Genomic DNA, 23051 nt, shown 5'->3' with positions numbered 1-23051 from the left:
CTAAAAATGGTTCAACCTGGGTATAATCTCGGCCATGAACGACACGACGGGACGCGCGGCCCCCCTGCGGGCAGATGGCAACGACATGGGCGATGCCCCGACTGGTGCCCCGACTCCTGGCCCCACTGTCGGCCCATCTGGTGTCTGGCAGTCCGGCGCGCCTGAAGCCCCGTCGGTTGTCACATCGGCTGCGTCTTCCGGTACCCCCTCTGGTGTGCCGTCCGTGGAGACGTCTGAAGCCCCGTCGGTTGTCCCGTCCGCCGCGTCGTCCGACACCTCGACAGCTGTCCCGACCATCGCATTGCCCGATGCCCCGCCTACGATCCCATCCGTGGCAACCGCCCCTCCCCGGGCGCCGGATGACCCACCCGCCCGACACCCCGCGCAGGCGCCTGCAACAGGCCTGGCGCTGGATGTGACCAGCGGCCAGCTCTGGCGCGACGGCCGGGCGCTTGATCTGCGGCCCAAGACGCTGGCCGTCCTGCAGGCCCTGATGGACCAGCCCGGCCGGGTGGTCAGCCAGGAAGAGCTGCGCCAGCGGGTCTGGGGCCGGCGCCATGGCAACGAGGCCGGGCCCAAGCAATGCATCCGCGAATTGCGCCAGCTGCTGGGCGACAGCGCCGCCGATCCCGTCCATGTCGAAACCGTCGGGCGGCGGGGCTATCGGCTGCGCCGCCCGATCCCCCTGCTGGGCGCGGCCGCCACCGCCCCGCTCCGGGCCGAGATCTGCGTCGGCCGCGCCGCCGAGATCACAGCCCTGGCCCGCGCCGCCGCCGAGGCCCGGCAGGGCCGGCGGTCCGTGGCGCTGGTGTCCGGCGAGCCGGGCGCGGGCAAGACCCGGCTGTGTGACACCTTCCTGGCCGGGCTGGACGACGACGCCCCGGTCTGGGTCGCCCGGGGCCAGTGCATCCCCCATGAAGGCGCGCGCGAGCCCTACGGTCCGCTGATCGAAGCCCTGCAACGCCTGCTGACCGGCGAGATGGCCGCAACCGCCCGGCGCGCCCTGGCCGAGGCCGGGCCCAGCTGGCGCCCGCACCTGCCCGGGGCCGACAGGCACGGAGCCACGGCACCCCGGTCCGACGGCCCGGACCCGATGCTGCGCGAATTTCATGCCCTGATGGAGGCGCTGACGGCCCAACGGCCGGGTATCCTGGTGATCGAGGACCTGCATTGGGCCGATCCCTCGACCCTGGCCTGGCTGGCGGCCTGGTCGCTGCATCGCGGGCCGGCGCGGCTGATGGTTCTGGGCACGTACCGGCCCGACGAGGCCGGGCTGGGCGCGCTGACCGGGACGATCGGCCATCTCGACCGGCTGGACGGGTTCCGTGCGCTGCAACTGGCCGGGCTCGACCGGGCGGCGGTGGGCGATTACCTGGCCCAGCGGTTCCCCGGCCATGCCTTCCCCGACGACCTGGCCGGGGCGCTGGCCGCGCGGACCGAGGGCCATGCCATCCTTGTCGATGCGCTGGCCGATCACTGGGTCCGGACCGGGGGGATCACGGCGGATCACGGCGGCAATCCCGGCCAATGGCGGCTGGATCAGCCGGTGGCCGAGCTGATCGCCCGGGCCGAACCCGGTGCACGGGGGTTCATCGCCAATCAGATCGCCCGCCTGGACCCGGCCGAACGCGCCCTGCTCGACCGGGCCAGCGTGGCCGGACCGCGCTTTTCCGCCGCCGCCCTGGCCGATATCGAAGAGGATGGCCGTACCAGCAACGGAACCGGCATCGAAGAGGTCGAACGCCAGCTGGAACACCTGGCCCGCCAGCGCCGGTTCATTGCGCCCGACGGGCCGATCGGCTGGCCCGACGGCACGCTGGCCTCGGGCTATGCATTTCGCCATGCGCTCTACCGCGAGGCGCTCTATGCGGCCCTGCCGGTGGCCGGCCGGCGCGGGCTGCACCAGCGCATCGGCGCCCGGCTGGAACGCGGCCATGCCGGTCGGACCGATGAGATCGCCCCGCAACTGGCCGACCATTTCCAGCGCGCCGGCGACTGGCCCCGGGCCGCGCGCTATCGCGGGATGGCCGCGCAGGAAGCGCTTGGCCGGGGCGCCGGGGCCGATGCCGCGGCCCAGTTCCGCGCCGCGCTCGATTGCCAGGCGCGCGATCCCCGCGCGGTCGATACCCCGCGCGACGCCCTGCCCCTGCTGGTCGGGCTAGGCGCGGCGGTGATCCTCAGCGACGGGTTCACCGCGCCCGAACTCCCCGACGTCTATGCCCGGGCCCATGACCTGCTGCGCCCCGAGGACGATCCGGGCCAGGCCGTGCCGGTGCTGGCCGGGCTGTGGAATTATCACGTGTCGCGGGCCGAGATGGGGCGGGCCCGCGCCCTGGCCGCCGAGCTCTCGGCCCGGGCCGGCAATGCGCCGGTGGCCATGGCTATGGCCGCGCGCAATGCCGTGGCGATGACCCGGTTCTTCACCGGCGAGCCCCGGGCCTGTCCGCCGCTGGTCGATGCCGTGCTGGCCGTCGAGGACCCGGCCGCCCATGCCGATGCCACGGCGCTGTTTGGCGAGAACCCGGCGATCGTCTGCCACCAGGTCGCGGCCTGCGTCTATCAGGTGCTGGGCGACAGCGCCCGGGCCGAGGACCATATCGCCACCGGCCTGCACCTGGCCGGCACGCTGGATCAGCCCTTTGGGCTGGCCCAGGTGCTTTGGGCCGGGGCGCTGGTGGCCCGCGAAAACGGACAGGTCGAGCTGATGCGTGAGCGGGCCGGCGCGTTGATCGCCACCTGCGAGGCGGCCGACATCGCCTTTTGGCATCCCGCCGGGCAGATGCTGTCAGGCTGGGCCCGCGCCGCCCTGGGCGATGCCGGCGGGCTGGACGAGCTGCACCGGGGCATCGCCAGTTTCGACCGGATGGAGGTGCGGTCGACCCTGCCGCACGGGCTGGGCCTGCTGGCGGAAACCCAATGGCGGCAAGGGGATGCACGGGCGGGCCTGGCCACGCTGCGCCGCGCCCTGCGGCTGTCGCGCACCACCGGCGAGACCTGGTACGATGCCGAGCTGCACCGGCTCTGGGCCCAGATGGCCGAGACCCTGGACCGGCGCGACAGCGCCCGCCGCGCCCTGATGCGCGCCCGGGCCATCGCCCGGCGCCAGGGCGCAACCGCCTTTGAGGCACGGGCGGCCCGGGCGCTGGCCGCGCGGGGGGTCAGAGCGTGAAGGCCGCCACGAAGGCGTCGACCGCCGCGTCGCTGTCGCCCTGGGCAAAGGCCTCCATCCCGACCGGCCCGCGATAGCCCATACGGGCCAGCGCCTGCGCCACGCCGGGATAGTTGATCTCGCCCGTGCCCGGTTCGAACCGGCCGGGATTGTCGGCCACCTGGATCTCGCCGATCCAGGGCAGGCACCGTTCGCACCAGCGCAGCAGGTCACCTTCGCCGATCTGGGTATGATAGAGATCGAGATTGATGCGCAGCCCGGGCCGGTCGACCGACGAGACCAGCGCCAGCACATCGGCCGTCGATCCGAAGGGGCAGCCCGGGTGATCCATAAGGTTGAGGTTTTCCAACGTGAAAACAACACCTTCCTCCTCGGCCAGGTCGCAGATCCGGTGCAGCGTGTCGCGGGCTTTCAGCCACATCTCGCCCGTCACCACCTCGCATTGCCGGATCGGGATGCCGCCCTCGCCCAGACCGGTGCCATGCAGGTTCAGCCGCCGCACCCCCAGCCGCTTGCCGACCTGCGCGGTCTCGCGGGCTGAGGCCAGCAGCATCGCCGCGCCCTCGTCATCGGCCAGCCGGCCTTCGAGATAGCCGTTCATGATCGTGTAATCGGCGCGCACGGCTTCGAGCCGGTCCAGATCGTGGTCGGGCCAGTTCCACAGCCCCACGCCAAGCCCGCGTTCGGTCAGCCGCGCGGCGCGCCAGTCGATCGGCCGGTCGGGCCAGAGCATCTCGGCGCAGGCTGCCAGTTGGAAAGGTTGGGTCACGGCCTGGTCCCCTACATCAGGTGTTCGACGGGCGGCGCGGCGACAAAGCGCCATTTGCGCAGCGGGCCGGCCATCACGTTGAGGTAATACATCTCGAACCCATGCGGCGCGCCGCAGGGGTGATGGCCGCGCGGCACGCAGACCACGTCGTGGTCATGCACGGCCATGGTTTCGTTCAGCTGAAGATCGTCGGTATAGACCCGCTGGATGCCAAAACCATCAGCGGGATTCAGGCGATGGTAATAGGTTTCCTCCAGATAGGTGATGCGGGGGTAATCATCCTCGTCGTGACGATGAGACGGATAGGAGGACCAGTTTCCCGCCGGGGTGAAGACCTCGGTCACCAGCAGGCTGTCGGCGTAATCCTCGTTTTCCATGGCGATGTTGTTGATGAACCGCGTGTTGCTGCCTTCGCCGCGCTGGGTCAGCGTGATGCCGTCGGGCCCGATCAGGCGCGGCGCGTGGCCGGATCTGCCCGGTGCCTTGCAAACCGCGATGGTGCAATCGGTCGTGGCCTCCGCCGTCCATTCGCTGCCGTTCGGCAGGTAGAGGCAATGGGGCGGGGTCTTGTCGAAGACGCACATGCGCTCGCCCAGGTCGCCCCAATCCCGGCCCGCGCCGGTCAGGCGGGCCTTGCCCTCGACCATGACGAGGATGACCTCGGTGTCGCCCGTGGCCTCGCCCACGCTGTCGCCCGCGCGCAACCGGTGCAGGTCAAAGCCCACATAGCGCCAGCCGGCACTTTCGGGGGTGATCTGATGCACCTTGCCATGGGTGCCGAAGGGACGTTTGAGAAGATCGGGCATGGGGTATCCTCAGCCTGTCAGGCCGCAATCGCGGGCAATGCGCTTGAGCGTGTGCAGCCCCAGCGTCTGGTAAAGCAGCGGGTTGCGCTGGTCGGGGTCCTGTTCGGCCTCGATCACGATCCAGCCGTCATAGCCGTGATCGGCCAGCACCCGCAGCAGCGGTTCGAAATCGACGGCGCCATCCTGGTCGCCCGGCACGGTGAAGACCCCGGCGCGCACGCCGTCCATGAAGGACATGCCCTCGGCCGCGACCCTGTCGCGAACGGCCGGGCGGACATTCTTGGCATGGAAATGCCGGACCCGTCTGATGTGCCTGCGCAGCACCGCCTCGGGATCGCCGCCGCCGAAGTAACAATGGCCGGCATCAAAGAGCAGCATGGTTTCAGGCCCCGTCGCCGCCATGAAGGCATCAATATCCCCGGGGCTTTCGACCACGGTGCCCATGTGGTGGTGATAGACCAGCGTGATGCCCTGGCCCGCGCAATAGGCCGCGATCTCTTCGACCCTGGCACCGAAATCGGCCATGCCGGCGGCGTCCAGCACCGGACGTTCGGCCAGGGGCCGGTCCAGCCCCTGCACCGAATTCGACGTCTCGCAGGCGATGCAGACGGTGCAGCCGTTGTGTTTCAGCCGGTCCAGATGCGGCTGGATCGCGCGCTTTTCGTCCTCGACCGACTGGGCCAGCAGGTTCAGCGAATGCCAGCCCGAGATGAAGCTTAGCCCGTATTCCTCCATCAACAAGCGCAGGTCCTCGGGATCGGCAGGCCAGCGGTGGCCGTTTTCGATGCCGTCGAAGCCGATCAGCCGGCTGGCCTCTTCGAGGATGCGGGCGGTGGGGATGTCGGCGCCCAGGCTGTGGTCGTCGTCATTGGCCCAGGCAATCGGGTTGGTGCCGAATTGGATCATGTCGGGTCCTTCCGCGCTCAGTTCACGAGCCGCTGGCGTGTCTTGTTGTCGAGATAGGCGGCATAGGCCTCGGCCAGTTTCGCCGTGGCGCCGGTTTCGGGCACGGCCACGTCCCACCAATGCCCGGCCTCGCCAAAGCCCGGCCCTTCGGAAGGGTCGGTGTCGATGACGATCACCGTGGGAATGTCGCGGCCCCGGGCCTGCGCGATCTGTGCCTCCAGGTCCGCGATGCCGACGGCCTTGACGGCATGCGCGCCCATCGAGGCCGCATGGGCCACGTAGTCGATCTGTGGCTGCGCCTCGACGTTGCAATCGGCGTAAAGGTTGTTGAACGGCACCCCGCCGGTGCCCTGTTGCAGCCGGTTGATGCAGCCATAGCCCCGGTTGTCGGTCAGAACGATCGTAAAGGGCACCCGGCGCATGACGGCGGTGGCCAGTTCCGAATTGGCCATCATGTAGGACCCGTCACCGACGAAACAGATGACCTCGCGCGCCGGTTCAGCCAGTTTCAGCCCCATGGCCCCGGCGATTTCATACCCCATGCAGGAAAAGCCGTATTCCATGTGATATCCGCCCTGGCTCGGCTGCCACAGCAGTTTCAGCGCGCCCGGCATGGTCCCGGCGGCACACATGGCAATCGCCTCGGGCGCGGCGCGTTGCACGGCGCCGATCACCTCGGCATCCAGCACGCGCTCGCCCGGCGCACGACCCCGGTCGCGGCAATGGTCGGTCACCGCCGCCAGCCAGGCCTCGCGCGCCTGCGGGTCGAAGGCATCGGCGCGGTGCTCGTCGAGGTACTGCGTCAGCACGTTGAGCACGACCAGGGCATCGCCCGTCACCGGGATCGCGCCGTGTTTCACGGCGTCATAGGTGGCGACGTTGATCGACACCAGCCGCCGCGAGGGGTGCGCGAAGAGCGCCCAAGAGCCGGTCGTGAAATCCTGGAACCGGGTGCCGATGCCGATGACCAGGTCGGCCTCCTGCGCCAGCGCATTGGCCGCCGCCGACCCGTCGACGCCCGCGGCGCCGAAATTCATCGGATGGTCCTGCGCCAGCGCCGACTTGCCCGCCTGCGTCTCGATCACGGGGATGCCGTGGCGGCTGGCGAACTCGGCCAGCTCTTCCTCGGCCTGCGCATAGATCACCCCGCCGCCGGCCACGATCACCGGGCGTTCGGCCTTGCGGATCAGTTCGACCACTTCCTCGACATCGCGCATGTCCGGCGCCGGGCGACGGATGCGCCAGGTGCGCGCCTTGAAAAATTCCACCGGCCAGTCATAGGCCTCGGCCTGCACATCCTGGCAGAAGGACAGGGTCACCGGCCCGCAGGTCGCCGGATCGGTCATCGTCGCCAGCGCGCGCGGCAAGGCGGTCAGCAGCTGTTCGGGCCGGGTGATCCGATCGAAATACCGCGAGACGGGCCGGAAGCAATCGTTGGCCGACACGGTCCCATCCCCGAAATCCTCGACCTGCTGCAGCACCGGATCGGGCCGCCGGTTGGCAAAGACATCCCCCGGGATCAGCAGGATCGGCAGCCTGTTCACATGGGCCAGCGCCGCGGCGGTCACCATGTTGGTCGCCCCCGGCCCGATCGACGAGGTCACGGCCATCGCCCGCGTCCGCTTTTTCGCCTTGGCATAGGCGATGGCGGCATGGGCCATGGTCTGTTCGTTCTGGCCGCGCCAGGTCGGGAAATCCTGGCGCGCCTTTTCCAGCGCCTCGCCCAGGCCCGCCACGTTGCCATGGCCGAAGATGCCCCAGATGCCCTCGATGTACCGCTCGCCCTCTTCGGTCATCTGGGCGGCCAGCCATTTCACCATGGCCTGCGCAGCGGTCAGCCGGATCGTGTCACTCATGCCTCTTCTCCCATCACCGGCCGGTTCACCCCGGCCCGCGCCGCGTCCCAGACCCGGCAGAGCCGGTCATAGCGTTCGGCCATCCGCGCCACGGCGGTCGCGTCGTCGATCTCGTCCTTCATCCAGGCCCGGGCGGCATCGCCGAAGATCGTCCGCCCGACGGCAAAGCCCCGCACAAGGTCGAACCGCGCGGCGACGGCAAAGCTTTCGGCCAGCTGCGCCTCGGGCGCGTCCAGGCCCAGCACGACAATGCCCCGGGTATGGCGGTCGTTGTCCTCGATGGCGGCCACGGCCTTGGCCCAGGCGTCATGGGTCTTCAGCGGTTCCAGCTTCCACCAGTCGGGATGGATGCCGGCGGCATAGAACTGGCGGATCAGCGTCGCGGTGGTGTCATCGTCGGTCGGCCCGACCTTGGAGGGGATGACCTCGAGCAGCATTTCGAGGTTGTTGCGCCGCCCCGCCTCGAAGAGCCGTTTGACCGTGGCCTCCTGCGCCGCGCGCAGATCGGGCGCGTCATCGGGATGGCAGAAGCAGAGCACCTTGATCACGTCCTCGCGCGCCCATTGCACCAGCCCGCCGCAATCGCTGCCCAGCTCGGGTTCCAGCGTCAGCGGGCGCGAGCCGGGCCATTCCGTCGGCCGGCCGATCCACAGGCCGGTGCCGCTGGCCCGGTGGAGCGCGCTGCGCCCGATCCGGTTGTCGCACAGGATGCCATAACCCGCCCCGTCGCCTTTCACCCGCAGGGCCGCGTCGAGGCAAAGTTCCTTGAACGCGCCGCCCTTGGCGGGGGTATAGCCGGGCATCTCTTCGAGCTGCATCCGGTGATCAAAGGCAAAGACGCGCATCGCCGCCCAATCGCCCGTTGTCCGCGTATGCCGGGTGGTCGACCAATGGATCTGTTCCAGCTCGGCATCGTTGCGCAGATCGGGGCGGGTGACCCCGCGCCGCAGGAAGAAGTCCAGCTCGGCCAGCGAGGGATAGGCCGGCGTGCAGCCATGGCGCGACACGGCAAAGGCTCCGCAGGCATTGGCGTATTTCAGGGCGGTGGGCCAGTCGGCATCTTCCATCCAGCCTTTCAGCAGGCCCGAGAAAAACCCGTCACCCGCGCCCAGCACGTTGAAGACCTCGATCGGGAAACCCTGGCCGGTCTGGCCCTGGTCCAGGTCTCCGGGCACCTCGCCGGTAAAGGCCACGGCCCCCAATGCGCCGCGCTTGCAGACCAGCGTGGCGGCGGAATGATCGCGCACGCGGGCCAGGGCGGTGATGGTGTCGGTCGCGCCTCCGGCGATGTGGAATTCTTCTTCGGTGCCCACGATCAGGTCGAAAAGGTGCAGCGTCGACAACAGCTTGTCCGTCACCGCCGCGCTTTCGACAAACCGGCTTTCGCCGTCGCCATGCCCGGCCACGCCCCACAGGTTGGGGCGATAGTCGATATCCAGCGCCGTGCGTATCCCGTGCTTGCGCGCAATGGTCAGCGCCTTGAGCACGGCGGCTTCGGTGCGGGGATGGCTCAGATGCGTGCCGGTGACCACAACGGCCCGGGCGCGCGTGATGAAACCCTCGTCGATATCGTCTTCGCACAGCGCCATGTCGGCGCAGTTTTCGCGGTAGAAGATCAGCGGGAATTGCTCGCTGTCGCGGATGCCCAGGATGACCAGCGCGGTCAGCCGGTCGGGGTCGGTCTTGACGCCTTCGGTGCAGACCCCTTCGCGGGCCAGCTGTTCAAGGATGAAGCGGCCCATGTGTTCGTCGCCCACGCGGCTGATCAGCGCGGTCTTCAGGCCCAGCCGGGCGGTGCCGCAGGCGATATTGGTGGGCGAGCCGCCGATATACTTGTCAAAAGACCCCATGTCTTCGAGCCGGCCGCCGACCTGGGCGCCGTAGAGGTCCACGCCCGCGCGGCCGATGGTGATGACGTCGAGATCCTTCATGTCTGTGCTCCCCGGGATGGCGATCCCAATGTCACGGGGCGGCCGTCCGAGGCCGCCATGGCGTGGATGATGCGTTCGATGGCCAGCCCGGCGGCGAAATCCGGGCCGGGGTTGGGGCCGCCGGCGATGGCCGCGCAAAGATCGCGGGCCTCGATGACCTTCTGTTCGTTGAAGCCGAAATTGTGGCCCGGCGCCGGGCAGAAGGCCGCGAAATCGGGCTGGTCGGGGCCGGTCAGGTGGCGCGTAAAGCCCGGCTCGCCGGTGCAATGCACCCAAAGCTCGTTCATGTTTTCCTGGTCGAATACGATGGTGCCGTCCGAGCCATGCACTTCCCATTGCAGCCGGCACTTGCGCCCGCGTGCCACGCGCGACGTGGCAAAGGACCCCTGCGCGCCGCTCTCGAAGCGGATCAGCGCCATGGCGCTGTCTTCGTTTTCCACCGCTTTCGGCCCGTCAGCCGAGGGCCTTTGCGCCACGGCGATCTGGGTCATGGCGGTCAACTCGGCCACCGGGCCCATCAGCGCGACCATCTGGCTGACCAGGTGGCAGCCCAGGTCGCCCAAGGCGCCCAGCCCGCCGCCCGCATGGGTCATCCGCCAGGACCAGGGCAGCGTCGGATCAGCGGAATAATCCTCGTCATAGACGCCGCGGAAGGCCAGCGGCCTGCCGATCCCGCCCGCCGCGATCATTGCCCGGGCGGCGGCAAAGGCCGGGTTGCGCAGGTAATTGTAGCCCAGCATCGTCACCTGCCCGGGCCGCGCGGCGGCCAGGCCGGCCATCGCCTCGGCATCCGCCAGCGTCAGGGCCATGGGCTTTTCCAGCCAGACATGCTTGCCGGCGGCCAGCGCCGCCTCGGCCATGGGCCGGTGCAGGCCGTTGGGCGTGGTGATCGACACCACGTCGACCGCCGGATCGGCAATCGCTGCCTGCCAGTCGGTCGTGGCCCGGGCAAAGCCGAATTGCGCGGCGTGGGTCTCGGCCGACGCCGGATCGGCATCGCAGAGCCAGTCCAGCCGGGGCCGCGCGCCGCCGAAGACGGTGGCAACATTGTTCCAGGCCATGGCATGGCACTTGCCCATGAACCCCGTTCCGATCAGGGCCACGCCAAGCGGTGTTTGTGGCATCTCGGGCATGTTCCCGGCTCCGTCCGTTGAATTGGGTCCAGGTGGCGGGCGACATCCGAAGACACCGCCCGCCGGGGAGGAGCTCAGATGGTGCCGCCGAGCGAGCCTTCCAGCTCGGCCAGCTCCTGGCCGCCGGCCATGAGATCCTGCAGTTCGGACGAGGTGATCTGGCCCTTCACCGCCGTGCCCAGGGTCTGGCCCCGGTTCAGCACGGTAAAGCGGTCACCCACGGCCATGGCATGGCGCACGTTGTGGCTGATGAAGACCACGCCGACGCCCTGCTGGCGCACCCGGTCGATGGTCGACAGCACGTTCGAGGTCTGGCGCACGCCAAGCGCCGAGGTGGGTTCATCGAGGATCAGCACCTTGGCCCCGAAATGGACCGCCCGCGCGATGGCCACGGTCTGGCGTTCGCCGCCCGACAGGGTGCCCACGGCCTGGTCGGGCGCGCGCAGGTTGATGCCCATCTGGCGCATCTCTTCCATGCAGATCTCGTTCGCGGTGTCGATGTCGAAGCGTTTCATCAGGCCCCTGCCCTTCGTGGGCTCGCGCCCCATGAAGAAGTTGCGCGTGACCGACATCAGCGGGATCATCGCCAGGTCCTGGAACACGGTGGCAATCCCGGCCTCCATCGCGTCGCGCGGGCTGTCGAAGGACAGCGGCTTGCCTTCGAACCAGATCTCCCCGGCGGTGGGCTTGTGCACGCCCGACATGGTCTTGATGAAGGTCGATTTGCCCGCGCCGTTGTCGCCCAGCAGGCAGTGGCATTCCCCCGGCCGCACGTCGAAGGTCACCCCGTTCAGGGCAATGACATTGCCGAAATGCTTCTTGATGTCCTGCATGTGGATGATCGGGTCGGCGCTGCCGTCGGGATCGCCGTGGTGGAATGTGCTGTCTTCGGTCATCTCAGCGTTCCCCCGTCACGCGCTTGCGGATCACGTTGTTGAAGACGACGGCCAGCAGAAGCATGCCGCCCAGGAAGATCTGGAACCAGTCCTGGTCGAAATCGGTATAGGTCAGCCCGATGGTCACCATGCCGAAGATGATCGCCCCGAAGAACGCCCCGATCGCCGAGCCATAGCCCCCGGTCAGCAGGCAGCCCCCGATGACGGCGGTGATGATCGCCTCGAATTCCTTCATGAAGCCCCGGCGGGCGTCGGTGGACCCGGCGTCGATCACGGTGATCACGGCAACAAGGGCGGCGGCGCAGGCGGTCAGCATGAAGAGCGAGATCTTGACCTTGCGCACCGGCACGCCGGAATTCTGCGCGGCATTGGTGTCGCCCCCGGTGGCAAAGATCCAGTTGCCGGCCGGCGTGCGCAGCAGCACGTAGGTCGCCACCAGCGCCAGGGCGATGAACCACAGGATCTCGACCGGGATGCCGGGCACCTTGGGCGTGCCGGACTTGAAGGTCTCGATCAGCCCGGCCGAGGCCAGCCAGGTGAAGAGCGGGCCGAAGGCCTCGCCCGAAAAGACCGGGGCCAGCCAGTCGCCTTCGACCGCGTCGCGCACGCCGCGCAGCTGGGTCGAGCCGCCGGTGAAGATCTTGAGCCCCACCAGCGAGGCCCCGCGCAGGATGAAGAGCCCGGCCAGGGTCACGATGAAGGACGGCAGCCCGGTGCGCAGCACGATGGTGCCGTTGATCGCGCCGATACCGGCGGCAAAAGCCAGGGTCAGCGGGATGGCCAGGATCAGCGGCAGGCCCAGGTTGACCGTGAAGGCGCCAAAGATCATGCCGGCGAAGGCCACCATCGAGCCGATCGACAGGTCGAATTCGCCGCCGATCATCAGCATCGCCGCGGCGATGCCCAAGATGCCCAGCTGGGCGGCAGGGGTCATGAAATTCATGATGCCCGACAGGGTGAACATGGCGCTGTCGGCGGTGAACAGGAAGAACAGGGTCACGAGCACGACGCCCCCGATGGCCCCCAGTTCCGGTCGTTTCATCAATCTGGTCGCAAGGGATTCCGCGCGGATGCGCTCGTCCTGTTGCCCGGTCACGTCGGCTGGCATCTTCCCCTCCCCGTGGTGTGGAGGGCCGCGCGCATCCGGCGCGGCCCGGTCTGTCGTGGATCGGCCGGCATCGGCCGGGTCATGCCGCGATCAGCGGATACCCTGGGCCGACAGGTCGATGACCTGGCCGGCCGCGTCCTGGGTCACCAGGTTGGGGCCCGAGGGCACATCGCCGCCCGGGATCAGGCCGAACTGGGCATTGAGCGCCAGGAAGGCCACGGGCAGGTAGCCCTGCAGGAACTGCTGCTGGTCGATCGCAAAGGCGGCCTTGCCCTCGGCCACGGCTTCGAGAAAGCCCGCCGACAGGTCGAAGGACGCGATCAGCACGTCGTCACGCCCCAGCGCCTCGACGGCGGCCACGGCCGGTTCGCCCACCAGCGAGGCGCCCAGGCCCAGCACGGTGTCGACATCGGGATCGGAATCGAGCGCGGCGCGGACCTTGGATTCCACCTCGGTCGGGTCGTTCATCGTGGGGATGACGGTGACCTCCTGGCCGAACCCGTCGGCAAAGCCTTCGCACCGCAGGTCGAGCGCCACGTTGCCCACTTCCTGGTTCACGCAGATGCCCTTGGTGCCGCCCATCTCGGCCAGCTTGGCCCCGGCGGCCTTGCCGGCATCGTATTCCGACTGGCCGACGTGCAGCAGCGCGCCCAGCTCATGGGCCACGTCCGACCCCGAGTTCATCGAGATCACCGGAATGCCGGCCTCGACCGCGCGCTGGATCGACGGCCCGAGCGCATCGGCGTCGGGGATCGACACGACCAGCCCGTCGGGCTCCTGGTTCACGGCGGCGTCGATCATCTGGCTCATCTGGACCATGTCAAAGGTCTCGGGCGAGCGGAATTCGACATTGGCCCCGGTGTCCTCGCCGGCCTTCTGCACGCCGTTCTTGACGACCGACCAGAAGGGGTCATTGGCCTGACCATGGGCGACAACGATGATGTCGGCCGCCAGCGCCGGACCGGCGATGGCCAGGGCGGCAGCGGTGGCCGCGGATGCAAGAAGCTTGTTCATATGTGGTTTTCCTCCCTGGAAATCGGGCGACGCGGCACGCCGCCCCCATGCCCCGCGCTCCCACGCCGGACCTCTGCATCGCCCCCCGCCGGGCGGGGCGGCGAAATTCCTCCTCCTCAGAGCGCGACGCTCTCGCCGCTGCGGGCCGAGCGGGTCGCGGCCTCGGCCAGTGCCAGCGCGGCAATCCCGTCTTCCAGCGTTACCGGCATGGCCTGGCCGTCGAGCATGGCCGCGACAAAGGCCTCCCATTCGGCGGCATAGGCCGGCATGTAACGTTCGAGGAAGAAATAGGTGGGCTTGGCCGACACGACCCCGGCGGTGGTCGATTTGACAACCGTGTTTTCCAGCATGTTGTTGGCCTGCAGCAGCCCTTCGGCGCCCAGCAGTTCGATCCGCTGGTCATAGCCATAGACCGCCCGGCGGCTGTTCTTGATCACCGCGATGCGCCCGTCGGCATAGGTCAGGGTGACCACGGCCGTGTCGACATCGCCGGCCGCGCCTATCTCGGGATCGACCAGGCTGCTGCCCACGGCGCGCAGGCTGACGGGCCGGTCGTCCATCAGGAAATTGGCCATGTCGAAATCGTGGATCATCATGTCGCGGAACAGCCCGCCCGAGACCTTGATATAGCTGACCGGCGGCGGGGCCGGGTCGAAGGACGTCAGCGACAGCAGCTCGGCCTTGCCGATCTCGCCGGCAAGGCTCGCCGTCTTGAGCGCCGCGAAATTGGGATCGAAACGGCGGTTGAACCCGATCATCACCGGGCGGCCGGTGGCCGACACGCGGTCCAGGCAGGCCTGTGCCCGGTCCAGCGACAGGTCGACGGGCTTTTCGCAGAGCACGGCCTTGCCCGCGGCGGTGGCCGCCTCGATCAGGTCGGAATGGGTGTCGGTCGAGGTGGCGACCAGCACCGCATCGATGGCCGGATCGGCCAGGATCTCGTCCGACGTCCGGGCCTGGGCCCCGTGGCGCGCGGCCAGCTCGGCGGCGGCCTCAGCCTGCACATCCGACACGGCCACCAGCGTCGAGCGCCGGTTGCCGGCAATGTTGACGGCATGCACCTGGCCGATCCGGCCAGCGCCCAGCAAACCTACCTTGAGCATTGTCTTCTCCCTGTTGCAGCGCCTCCAACGCCGCGTGTTGGCATAGGCATAGCAGCCTTGCACGCGCGTGCAAGATGTTTTTGCACGCGCGTGCAAAGATTCTGCTCGCGCGTGCATTGCACGTGCAATCCCCACCGATTGAGGGTACGGGTAGACAAGGCAAGACAGGCCCCGCACCGCGCGGGCCCACCACCCAGGGAGCGGGAAAGACGTGAAGGAAAACGACCTGCCGGCCAATGTCACGGCCGACGATGTCGCAGCGGCGGCCGGGGTATCACGCTGGACGGTCAACCGGGCCTTCCGCAAGGAGGCCTCGATCTCGCCGGCCACGCGGGAAAAGGTCATGACGGCCGCGCAATCGCTGGGCTACGTGCCCGACCTGCGCGCTGCGGCCCTGGCCTCGACCCGGTCCAACCTCGTGGCCCTGCTGGTCGACGATTTCGCCAATCCCCACAAGCTGGTCATGCTCGAACGGCTGACCCGCGCCCTGCGCTCGCGCGGCTGGGACACGCTGCTGGTCAACACGCTCGATCCCGACGACACCGCCCCGGCCCTGCTGAATGCCAGCCAGCGCCGGGTGGATGCGACGATCCTGATCGGCATCCAGTTCAACGATTCCGTGCTGAGCGCGGCCCATGGCGCGCGGCGGTTCAAGAAGCTGATCATCTTTGCCCGCACGTCGCAGAACCCCGACACGATCTCGATCGCCGTCGACGACGTGCTGGCCACGCGCAAGATCGCGGCCTATGTCCAGGAACGCGGCTATCGCCGGCCGCTCTACCTGGCCGGCCCGCGCACCTTCTCGGCCCACCTGATGCGCAAGGAAACCTTCATCGAGTTCTGGCGCGAGCGCTTCGGGACCGAACCCGAATCGGTGGCCGTGGCGTCCTATGACCCGATATTGGCCGCCGATGTCTTCCTGCAGACCATGCAGGGCCGCGATCGGGCCGATCACCCCGACATCATCGTCTGCGAAAACGATGCCCTGGCGCTTGGCGTGATCGACACGATCCGCCACCGGCTCAAGCTGCGCATCCCCGAGGATATTGCCGTCATCGGCTTCGACGACGTGCCGCAATGCGAAAGCCCCAATTACCGGCTGACGACCTACCGCCAGCCGATGACCGAAATGGCCAATTACCTGGTCGACGTGCTGGAAAGCCCCGAGACGACCAACCTCGACCGCACCTTCGAAGGCCAGCTGGTCATCCGCGACAGCGCCTGAGCCGCCCGAGGCCCCCTGCAAGGGGGGATGAGGGGGCGCCCCGGCGCGCCCTCGATCACCCCCGCAATCACCCCATCCCGTGCGGCGCCAGGGAACCGGCGATGTCCTGCACGATGGCCCCCAGCTCGCGCTGCACGTCCTCGCCCGCCTCGGCGCTGGTCATCGAAATGGCAATCCCCGCCACCGGCGCCCCGGCCGGATCCAGGATCGCCGCGCCCAGGCAGACCATGCCGTCGCGGATCTCGCCATTGTCCACCGCATAGCCCCGGTCGCGCCACAGCCGGGCGTCGGCCTCGAACCGCTCGGGCCCGGCCACGCTGTTGCGCGTGAAGGGCGCCCGCCAGGGCCCGGCCAGGATGTCCTGCCGCGCGGCATCGGGCAGGTGCGACAGCATCGCCTTGCCCGTGGCCGAATAGACCGCCGGCAGCCGCATGCCGATCTGAAAGGTAAAGCCCAGCGGCCGGTCCGAGTTGCGGCAGGCCAGGTAGACCACCTCGTCCCCTTCCAGCGCCGAGAGCGTCACGGTGTAATTGGCCAGCCGCCCGTCCTTGGCCAGCAGGCGCTGGAATTCCGACACCAGCGACGACCGGTTCAGGTAGGCCCCGCTCCAGCGCAGGCAATGGGCCGTGAAACTGTAGCCACCCGTATCGGCATAAAGCACCCCGGCCGCCACCAGCGTTTCGCAGATCCCGTAGACCGAGCTTTTGGGCGCGCCGATGTCGCGGGCCAACTCCGACACGCCCAGCGGGTCGGGCGCGGCGGCCAGCCGGTCGAGGATCTGCACGGCGCGCTCTGCCGCGGGGGCGCGGCGCTTGGGGGCTTCGGTCATCCGGTCTCCTTTCATCGACGCGCCTTCTTCGCCCGGCGGTTGACCCGGGCACAAACGCTTTCCTCCGTTCGACGTCGGGAAAACGGTTGCCGTCACCCGTCAGCGCTGTATACACGGGCACACGTTCCATACTGCAAACGACGTTCCACATGTGGAACATGCAGTCAAGCCAGATCCAACCACATGAGGTTCCGATGCCCACGTTCAAAGATCCCTCGCTGATGAAAGACGCCTGCCTGGTCAACGGCCAATGGGTCCAGGCGGTCTCGGGCCAGGTGATCGAGGTGACCAACCCGGCCGATGGTTCGGTCGTGGGCCGGGTGCCGTCGATGGCACCCGAGGAAATCCCCGCAGTCATCGAAGCTTCGCGCCTGGCCCAGGCGGAATGGGCGGGCTGGGCGGCCAAGGACCGGGCCGCCGTGCTGCGCCGCTGGTTCGAGCTGATGGTCGAGCACACCGAGGATCTCGGCCTGATCATGACCCTGGAACAGGGCAAGCCGCTGGCCGAGGCCAAGGGCGAGATCGCCTATGCGGCCTCCTTCGTGGAATGGTTCGCCGAAGAGGCCAAGCGGGTCTATGGCGACACGATCCCGGCGCCCAAGACCGGCCAGCGCATCACCGTTCTGCGCCAGCCGATCGGCGTGACCGCGGCGATCACGCCCTGGAACTTCCCCGCGGCAATGATCACGCGCAAGGCCGCGCCGGCCCTGGCCGCCGGCTGTTCGATGATCGTGCGCCCGGCCGACCTGACCCCGCTGACCGCCCTGGCCCTGGGCGAGCTGGCCGAACGGGCCGGCATTCCCGCCGGCGTGTTCCAGGTCGTCACCGGCCCGGCCAGCAAGATCGGCAAGGTCATCACCGACAGCGACGTGGTGCGCAAGCTGTCCTTCACCGGCTCGACCGAAGTCGGCCGGCTGCTGATGGCCCAATGCGCCGACACGATCAAGAAGGTCAGCCTGGAACTGGGCGGCAACGCGCCCTTCATCGTCTTCGACGACGCCGATCTCGATGCCGCGGTCGATGGTGCCATGGCCTCGAAATACCGCAATGCCGGCCAGACCTGCGTCTGCGCCAACCGTATCCTGGTGCAGCGCGGCGTCTACGAGGCCTTTGCCGAGAAACTGGCCGCGAAGGTCAGCGCGCTGAAGGTCGGCAACGGCACCGAGCCGGGCACCGACATCGGCCCGATGATCGAGCCCAAGGCGCTGGACAAGGTCGAGGACCACATCAACGACGCCGTGTCCAAGGGCGCAACGCTGGTGCAGGGCGGCAAGCGCCTGGGCGGGCTGTTCCTGGAACCGGCGATCCTGACCGGCGTGACCCCCGACATGAAGGTGGCCACCGAAGAGACCTTCGGCCCGCTCGCCCCGCTCTTTGCCTTCGACACCGAAGACGAGGCCGTGGCCATGGCCAATGACACGATCTTCGGCCTGGCGGCCTATTTCTACACCCGCGATCATTCCCGCATGGTGCGCGTGTCCGAGGCGCTGGAATACGGCATGGTCGGGCACAACACCGGCCTGATCTCGAACGAGGTCGCGCCCTTCGGCGGGGTCAAGCAATCGGGCCTGGGTCGCGAAGGGTCGAAATACGGCATCGAGGATTACCTCGAGCTGAAATACGTCTGCAGCGCGATCTGACCGGCGCGGGCCGCGCGCGTCCCGGTCCGGCGGACCGGGGCGGCAAGCCGGCCCCGCCCCTGCTTTCCCCCCCCTTTCCGTTCACCGAGGACAAGTTCAATGACCGATGGTATCAAACCGTTTTCCTTCGACACGCCCGGCGCCATGCTGGTGGAATGGGGCGGCGCCCAACGGCTGGGCGAGCTGCTGCAAGGCTGGTTCACCGAACGCAACCTGCTGATCGTCACCGACAAGTTCCTGCATGAAAACGGCCTGCTCGACCCGGCCAAGGCCTCGCTCGCCGCGCACGGGTTTTCCGTCACGGTCTTCGACGACGTGGTGGCCGACCCGCCCGAGGCCATCGTCACCGCCTGCGTCGACCAGGCCCGCGCGGCCGGGGCCGATATCGTGCTGGGCCTGGGCGGCGGCTCGTCGATGGACATCGCCAAGCTGGTGGCCGTCATGCTGGTGTCGGAACAGCCGCTGGCCGAACTCTATGGCATCGGCAATGTCCAGGGCGGGCGCACGCCGCTGGTCCAGGTGCCGACCACGGCCGGCACCGGCTCGGAAGTGACCAACATCACCATCCTGACCACCGGCGAGACCACCAAGATGGGCATCGTCTCGCACCAGCTCTACGCCGACCGCGTGCTGCTGGATGCCGAGCTGACCACCGGCCTGCCGGCGGTACAGACCGCGGCCACGGGCATCGACGCCATGGTCCATGCCATCGAGGCCTTCACCGGCCAGCACAAGAAGAACCTGCTGTCGGATGTCTTTGCCCGCGAGGCCCTGCGCCTGATGAGCGCCAACCTGATCACCGCCTGCCAGGACGGTGGCAACCGGGCCGCGCGCGAGGCCATGCTGCTGGGCGCGACCCTGGCCGGCCAGGCCTTTTCCAACAGCCCCGTCGGCGCGGTCCATGCCCTGGCCTATCCTCTGGGCGGCCATTACCACCTGCCCCACGGGCTGACCAATGCCCTGATGCTGGGCCCGGTCCTGCGCTACAACATGACCGCCGCGGCCGATCTCTATGCCCAGCTGGCCGACGTGGTCATCGGCCCGTCGGACGAAGGCACCCAGGCCCGTTCGGCCAGCTTCGTCAATTTCATGCAGGACCTGATGGACCGCTCCGGCGCGCCGCTGCGCCTGCGCGATGTCGACGTGCCCGAAGCCGACCTGCCGATGCTGGCCCGTGACGCCATGCTGCAGACCCGGCTGCTGATCAACAACCCCGTCGAAGTGACCGAGGCCGACGCGCTCGCGCTCTACCGCGAAGCTTTCTGACGGGCCAGACCCGGGGCGCTCCCACGTATCGCAGGTGCAGCGCCCCGCCCCCCAACCGGCCCCAGGAGAGAGAGGGCCCCGACCTGCGTTCCAAGCGAGGAGACTTCAGTGAGAATTCAACGTATCGACGGGCAGGAAACGCCCTATTGGCCGGCGGGGCCATTCAAGATCCGCCTGCCCTTCCTGCATTACCGCTTCGAATGGCCCGATTATTTCCAGGGCCTGCTGATGTGCGCGGTCGACCTGGCGGCGATCCCGCTGATGGTCGAGCTGCTGAACATGCCCTTCGAGGTGGCCCTGGCCGTCGTCATGATGAACGGGGTCCTCTACCTGGCCCACCACCTGCTGGGCGACCCGGTCGTGCCGGGCTGGATCACCCCGGCCATCCCGCTGCTGATGGCCTATTGCGCGGCCTTCCCCGAAGGCCCTGAACGGGTGCACGCGCTGATATCCTTCCAGTTGCTGCTGGGGCTCTTCTCGATCTTCATCGGGGCGTCGGGCCTGGCCCACAAGGTTGTCGCGGCCATTCCACAGGCCATCAAGTCGGGCGTCATCATCGGCGCGGGCATCGCCGCCGTAATCTCGGTCTTCAAGGTCGGCGGGCGCTTCGACAGCTTCCCCTTCACCATCACCATTGCCGTGGGCATCGCGTTCTACGTCATCTTCTCGCGCCATTTCGCCAAGCTGAAACGCGATGTCGCCCTGTTCGGCCTGATCGGCAAGCTGGGCATCTTCCCCATCGTCGCCCTGGCCATCATCGTGGCGCCGATCTTCGGCGAGGCCCCCTGGCCGGACCTGGAATGGGGCATCTCGAAACCCGATTTCGCCACGCTCTTCGCTGAATACACCGTCTTCGGCCTGGGCCTGCCGCCGCTGCACATGTTCATCAGCGCCATTCCCACGGTTCTGGCGGCCTATATCGTGCTCTTCGGTGACGTGCTGCAATCCAAGGCCATCCTCGAAGAGGCCGATGCCGAACGCCCCGACGAAAAGATCGACTACAGCCCCGACCGGGCCCACATGATCTTTGGCGCGCGGAACTCGGTCATGTCGATCGTCGGCCCCGACGTGGCGATGTGCGGCCCGCTGTGGTCGGCCATGCACGTGGTCATCGTCGAGCGCTTCACCCAGGGCAAGAAGACCATGGATTCGATCTTTGGCGGTGCCGGCTCGTTCCGCTGGGGCACCAACACCGGCCTGCTGCTGATGCCCATCGTCACCCTGGTACAGCCCATTCTGGGCATCGCCCTGGCCCTGACCCTGCTGATCCAGGGCTATGTCTCGGTGCGGATCGGCGTCATGGAAGCCCGGTCGCAGCGCGACCTCGGCATCGCCGGCATCGTCGCCGCCGTGCTCGCCACCCGTGGCGCGGCCTGGGCCTTTGGCGTGGGCGTCGTGCTCTGCATCCTGGTCTACGGGCGCGATTTCTTCCGCGGCGAGACCGACAAGACCTTTGTCAAGGATCAGCCGTCGGCCTGACCCGGCGCGTCCTGACAGATCCGCAAACGCAAACGGGGGCCTTCGGGCCCCCGTTTTTCATGGCTGAAGCCGCCGGTTCAGCGGATCGAACGGATCGAGCTTTCCAGCAGGTGGCGGGTGTAATCGTCCTGCACGTCCAGCCGGCGCATGGCCTCGATGCCCAGCACCTCGACAAACCGGCCGTCCTTCATCACCGCCGCGCGTTCGCACAGGTGGCCGACCACGCCCAGGTCATGCGAGACCATGACATAGGTCAGCCCCAGCTCGGCCCGCAGGTCGGCCAGCAGGTTCAGGATCTCGGCCTGCACCGACACGTCCAGCGCCGAGGTCGGCTCGTCCAGCAGCAGGATTTCCGGTTCGGGCGCCAGCGCCCGGGCGATGGCCACGCGCTGGCGCTGGCCGCCCGACAATTGGTGCGGATAGCGGAACCGAAAGCCCGAGCCCAGGCCGACATCCGACAACAGCTTGCCGATCCGCCGGTCGACATCGGTGATGCCCTGCAGCTCCATCGCCTCGGACAGCACCCGATCGACGGTCTGGCGCGGGTGCAATGACGCATAGGGGTCCTGAAAGACCATCTGCACCTTCTTGTGAAAGGCCCGGCTGCGCCTTTCGCCCGTCAGCGGCTCGCCCCCGACGCTGATCGCGCCGGTCCAGTCGGGCACCAGCCCGGCGATGATGCGCAAGATGGTCGATTTGCCCGAGCCGCTCTCGCCGACAAGGCCAAAGCTTTCGCCCCGGGCGACGTCAAAGGTGACATCCTGCACGGCGTGGGTGACCTCGGTGCCGGTGCCGAACCAGACATCGAGGTTGCGGGTTTCGATGGCGTTCATGTGCGCGCACTCACCGACGGGGCCTCGCGCCAGGCCGGGTCGCGCACGAGCACGTCCAGCCGGTCACGGGGGTGTTCCAGGTCGGGCACCGCGTTCAGCAGGCCCAGCGTATAGGGATGGCGCGCATTGCGCAGCTCGCTGGCCTTGCAGGTTTCCACGATGCGCCCGGCATACATCACCGCGATGCGGTCGCAGAACTTGGCCACCAGGTTCAGATCGTGGCTGATGAAGATCAGCCCCATGCCCCGGTCCTTGACCAGCTTGTCCATGATATCCAGCACCTGCAGCTGCACCGAGACATCGAGCGCCGAGGTCGGTTCATCGGCGATCAGGATCTCGGGCTTCGGCAGCAGCATCATGGCGATCATGATCCGTTGGCCCATCCCGCCCGAGACCTCGTGCGGGTAGAGGTTCAGCACCCGTTCGGGATTGCGGATGGCCACCTCGTCCAGCATTTCCAGCGCCCGTTCGCGGGCCCGGGATTTCGAGACCTTTTCATGGGTGCGCAGGGCTTCGATCATCTGCTGGCCGACGGTCATCACCGGGTTCAGCGAGAACTTGGGGTCCTGCATGATCATCGACATCTGCCGGCCACGGACCTTGCGCATGCGCGCATCGGAAGCGGTCAGGAGGCTCTCGCCGTTCATGTCCATGCGGTCGGCGGTGATCTGGCCGGGCGGCCGGATCAGGCGCAGAAGCGCCCGGCCGGTCATCGACTTGCCCGAGCCGGATTCGCCGACGATGCCCAGCCGTTCGCGGCCGAGGGTAAAGGAAATGCCCCGCACGGCCTCGAACGTGCCAGAGCGGGTCGGAAAGGTGACGCGCAGGTTTTCCACGTCGATCAGGTGGGTCATCGGTCGGACCTCGTGCGGAGGGACGCGCCCGAGCCTGGGTGGGCGCCTCCTGCGGTTGCGGTCATCGCCAAGATCGTCGCGCCCATGCCGCGGGTTCGGTGCGGGACGGAAACGATGCGCCCTCCCGGGGGGAGGGTCGGGCGCGGCCCGGCGTTGCCGCCGGGCAAAGTGGCTCGGATGCTGCACTCGGCCATGCGGCGCGGCCCGGGGGTCCCCCGGGCGATACGGTCATGG

General features: G+C 68.2%; 18 protein-coding genes. 5 read left to right on the top strand and 13 right to left on the bottom strand.

What is annotated here, in order from left to right; all coding sequences use genetic code 11:
* Nucleotides 1-415: 415 nt before the first annotated feature.
* Nucleotides 416-3169, top strand: coding sequence for an AAA family ATPase (locus ACK3BB_RS22905; RefSeq protein ID WP_428929202.1), 2754 nt, complete (start codon nt 416-418; stop codon nt 3167-3169).
* Here ACK3BB_RS22905 and ACK3BB_RS22900 read toward each other — a convergent pair.
* The 10 genes from ACK3BB_RS22900 to iolG all read right to left on the bottom strand — a co-directional run bounded on the left by ACK3BB_RS22900 (nt 3159) and on the right by iolG (nt 14691).
* On the bottom strand, nt 3159-3902 hold the full coding sequence (locus ACK3BB_RS22900) for a TIM barrel protein (protein ID WP_428929256.1): 744 nt from the start codon (nt 3900-3902) through the stop codon (nt 3159-3161). The genes ACK3BB_RS22905 and ACK3BB_RS22900 overlap by 11 nt on opposite strands.
* Nucleotides 3903-3949: 47 nt before the next feature.
* Nucleotides 3950-4744 (bottom strand): 5-deoxy-glucuronate isomerase, encoded by a 795-nt coding sequence (gene iolB, locus ACK3BB_RS22895; protein ID WP_428929201.1) that lies wholly within the window; start codon nt 4742-4744, stop codon nt 3950-3952.
* A 9-nt stretch (nt 4745-4753) separates the two neighbouring features.
* On the bottom strand, nt 4754-5650 hold the full coding sequence (gene iolE / locus ACK3BB_RS22890) for a myo-inosose-2 dehydratase (RefSeq protein ID WP_428929200.1): 897 nt from the start codon (nt 5648-5650) through the stop codon (nt 4754-4756).
* Nucleotides 5651-5667: 17 nt separating this feature from the next.
* Nucleotides 5668-7506, bottom strand: a complete 1839-nt coding sequence (gene iolD, locus ACK3BB_RS22885; RefSeq protein ID WP_428929199.1) for a 3D-(3,5/4)-trihydroxycyclohexane-1,2-dione acylhydrolase (decyclizing) — start codon at nt 7504-7506, stop codon at nt 5668-5670.
* The gene (locus ACK3BB_RS22880) at nt 7503-9437 is read right to left on the bottom strand and encodes a bifunctional 5-dehydro-2-deoxygluconokinase/5-dehydro-2-deoxyphosphogluconate aldolase (protein ID WP_428929198.1); all 1935 of its coding nucleotides are present in this window, start codon (nt 9435-9437) and stop codon (nt 7503-7505) included. The genes iolD and ACK3BB_RS22880 overlap by 4 nt, the downstream gene beginning before the upstream one ends.
* Entirely contained in the window at nt 9434-10570 is a 1137-nt protein-coding gene (locus tag ACK3BB_RS22875) for a Gfo/Idh/MocA family oxidoreductase (RefSeq protein ID WP_428929197.1), read from the bottom strand. Before ACK3BB_RS22875 ends, ACK3BB_RS22880 begins: the two co-directional genes overlap by 4 nt.
* A gap of 74 nt (nt 10571-10644) precedes the next feature.
* The gene (locus tag ACK3BB_RS22870; RefSeq protein ID WP_428929196.1) at nt 10645-11466 is read right to left on the bottom strand and encodes an ATP-binding cassette domain-containing protein; all 822 of its coding nucleotides are present in this window, start codon (nt 11464-11466) and stop codon (nt 10645-10647) included.
* 1 nt (nt 11467) lies between these two features.
* Complete coding sequence (locus ACK3BB_RS22865) at nt 11468-12574, bottom strand: ABC transporter permease (RefSeq protein WP_428929195.1); 1107 nt, start codon at nt 12572-12574, stop codon at nt 11468-11470.
* Between the two features lie 90 nt (nt 12575-12664).
* Entirely contained in the window at nt 12665-13588 is a 924-nt protein-coding gene (locus ACK3BB_RS22860; RefSeq protein WP_428929194.1) for a sugar ABC transporter substrate-binding protein, read from the bottom strand.
* Between the two features lie 116 nt (nt 13589-13704).
* Nucleotides 13705-14691 carry an inositol 2-dehydrogenase gene (iolG, locus tag ACK3BB_RS22855; RefSeq protein WP_428929193.1) on the bottom strand — a complete coding sequence of 329 codons (987 nt, stop codon included), beginning with the start codon at nt 14689-14691 and terminating at the stop codon, nt 13705-13707.
* Nucleotides 14692-14902: 211 nt separating this feature from the next.
* Here iolG and ACK3BB_RS22850 point away from each other — a divergent pair, with 211 nt between their 5' ends.
* Nucleotides 14903-15916 carry a LacI family DNA-binding transcriptional regulator gene (locus tag ACK3BB_RS22850; RefSeq protein ID WP_428929192.1) on the top strand — a complete coding sequence of 338 codons (1014 nt, stop codon included), beginning with the start codon at nt 14903-14905 and terminating at the stop codon, nt 15914-15916.
* A gap of 67 nt (nt 15917-15983) precedes the next feature.
* On the opposite strand, the gene ACK3BB_RS22845 is transcribed toward ACK3BB_RS22850, so the two are convergent.
* Nucleotides 15984-16745, bottom strand: coding sequence for an IclR family transcriptional regulator (locus tag ACK3BB_RS22845; RefSeq protein WP_428929191.1), 762 nt, complete (start codon nt 16743-16745; stop codon nt 15984-15986).
* 194 nt (nt 16746-16939) lie between these two features.
* On the opposite strand from ACK3BB_RS22845, the gene ACK3BB_RS22840 reads away from it, so the two are divergent.
* From ACK3BB_RS22840 to ACK3BB_RS22830, 3 genes are all read left to right on the top strand, one after another.
* A complete protein-coding gene (locus ACK3BB_RS22840; protein ID WP_428929190.1) occupies nt 16940-18385 on the top strand; it encodes an NAD-dependent succinate-semialdehyde dehydrogenase in 1446 nt (481 codons plus the stop codon).
* A 99-nt stretch (nt 18386-18484) separates the two neighbouring features.
* The gene (locus ACK3BB_RS22835) at nt 18485-19651 is read left to right on the top strand and encodes an iron-containing alcohol dehydrogenase (protein WP_428929189.1); all 1167 of its coding nucleotides are present in this window, start codon (nt 18485-18487) and stop codon (nt 19649-19651) included.
* Between the two features lie 108 nt (nt 19652-19759).
* On the top strand, nt 19760-21130 hold the full coding sequence (locus ACK3BB_RS22830; RefSeq protein ID WP_428929188.1) for a hypothetical protein: 1371 nt from the start codon (nt 19760-19762) through the stop codon (nt 21128-21130).
* Nucleotides 21131-21207: 77 nt separating this feature from the next.
* On the opposite strand, the gene ACK3BB_RS22825 is transcribed toward ACK3BB_RS22830, so the two are convergent.
* Both ACK3BB_RS22825 and ACK3BB_RS22820 read right to left on the bottom strand, forming a co-directional pair.
* The gene (locus ACK3BB_RS22825; RefSeq protein WP_428929187.1) at nt 21208-21963 is read right to left on the bottom strand and encodes an ABC transporter ATP-binding protein; all 756 of its coding nucleotides are present in this window, start codon (nt 21961-21963) and stop codon (nt 21208-21210) included.
* Nucleotides 21960-22817 (bottom strand): ABC transporter ATP-binding protein, encoded by an 858-nt coding sequence (locus tag ACK3BB_RS22820; RefSeq protein WP_428929186.1) that lies wholly within the window; start codon nt 22815-22817, stop codon nt 21960-21962. The genes ACK3BB_RS22825 and ACK3BB_RS22820 overlap by 4 nt, the downstream gene beginning before the upstream one ends.
* Between the last annotated feature and the right edge of the window lie 234 nt (nt 22818-23051).

The sequence above is a fragment of the Marinibacterium sp. SX1 genome (assembly GCF_050389775.1).
Lineage (GTDB): Bacteria > Pseudomonadota > Alphaproteobacteria > Rhodobacterales > Rhodobacteraceae > Marinibacterium.
Note: the sequence above shows the minus strand (reverse complement) of the source record. Positions and strands in the feature narration are given on the sequence as shown.

Excerpts from the sequence above, each read along its gene's own strand:
- ACK3BB_RS22900 (WP_428929256.1), bottom strand. The coding sequence starts at position 3,902 with ATGCTCTGGCCCGACCGGCCGATCGACTGGCGCGCCGCGCGGCTGACC.
- iolB (WP_428929201.1), bottom strand. The coding sequence starts at position 4,744 with ATGCCCGATCTTCTCAAACGTCCCTTCGGCACCCATGGCAAGGTGCAT.
- iolE (WP_428929200.1), bottom strand. The coding sequence starts at position 5,650 with ATGATCCAATTCGGCACCAACCCGATTGCCTGGGCCAATGACGACGAC.
- iolD (WP_428929199.1), bottom strand. The coding sequence starts at position 7,506 with ATGAGTGACACGATCCGGCTGACCGCTGCGCAGGCCATGGTGAAATGG.
- ACK3BB_RS22880 (WP_428929198.1), bottom strand. The coding sequence starts at position 9,437 with ATGAAGGATCTCGACGTCATCACCATCGGCCGCGCGGGCGTGGACCTC.
- ACK3BB_RS22875 (WP_428929197.1), bottom strand. The coding sequence starts at position 10,570 with ATGCCCGAGATGCCACAAACACCGCTTGGCGTGGCCCTGATCGGAACG.
- ACK3BB_RS22870 (WP_428929196.1), bottom strand. The coding sequence starts at position 11,466 with ATGACCGAAGACAGCACATTCCACCACGGCGATCCCGACGGCAGCGCC.
- ACK3BB_RS22865 (WP_428929195.1), bottom strand. The coding sequence starts at position 12,574 with ATGCCAGCCGACGTGACCGGGCAACAGGACGAGCGCATCCGCGCGGAA.
- ACK3BB_RS22860 (WP_428929194.1), bottom strand. The coding sequence starts at position 13,588 with ATGAACAAGCTTCTTGCATCCGCGGCCACCGCTGCCGCCCTGGCCATC.
- iolG (WP_428929193.1), bottom strand. The coding sequence starts at position 14,691 with ATGCTCAAGGTAGGTTTGCTGGGCGCTGGCCGGATCGGCCAGGTGCAT.
- ACK3BB_RS22845 (WP_428929191.1), bottom strand. The coding sequence starts at position 16,745 with ATGACCGAAGCCCCCAAGCGCCGCGCCCCCGCGGCAGAGCGCGCCGTG.
- ACK3BB_RS22840 (WP_428929190.1), top strand. The coding sequence starts at position 16,940 with ATGCCCACGTTCAAAGATCCCTCGCTGATGAAAGACGCCTGCCTGGTC.
- ACK3BB_RS22835 (WP_428929189.1), top strand. The coding sequence starts at position 18,485 with ATGACCGATGGTATCAAACCGTTTTCCTTCGACACGCCCGGCGCCATG.
- ACK3BB_RS22825 (WP_428929187.1), bottom strand. The coding sequence starts at position 21,963 with ATGAACGCCATCGAAACCCGCAACCTCGATGTCTGGTTCGGCACCGGC.
- ACK3BB_RS22820 (WP_428929186.1), bottom strand. The coding sequence starts at position 22,817 with ATGACCCACCTGATCGACGTGGAAAACCTGCGCGTCACCTTTCCGACC.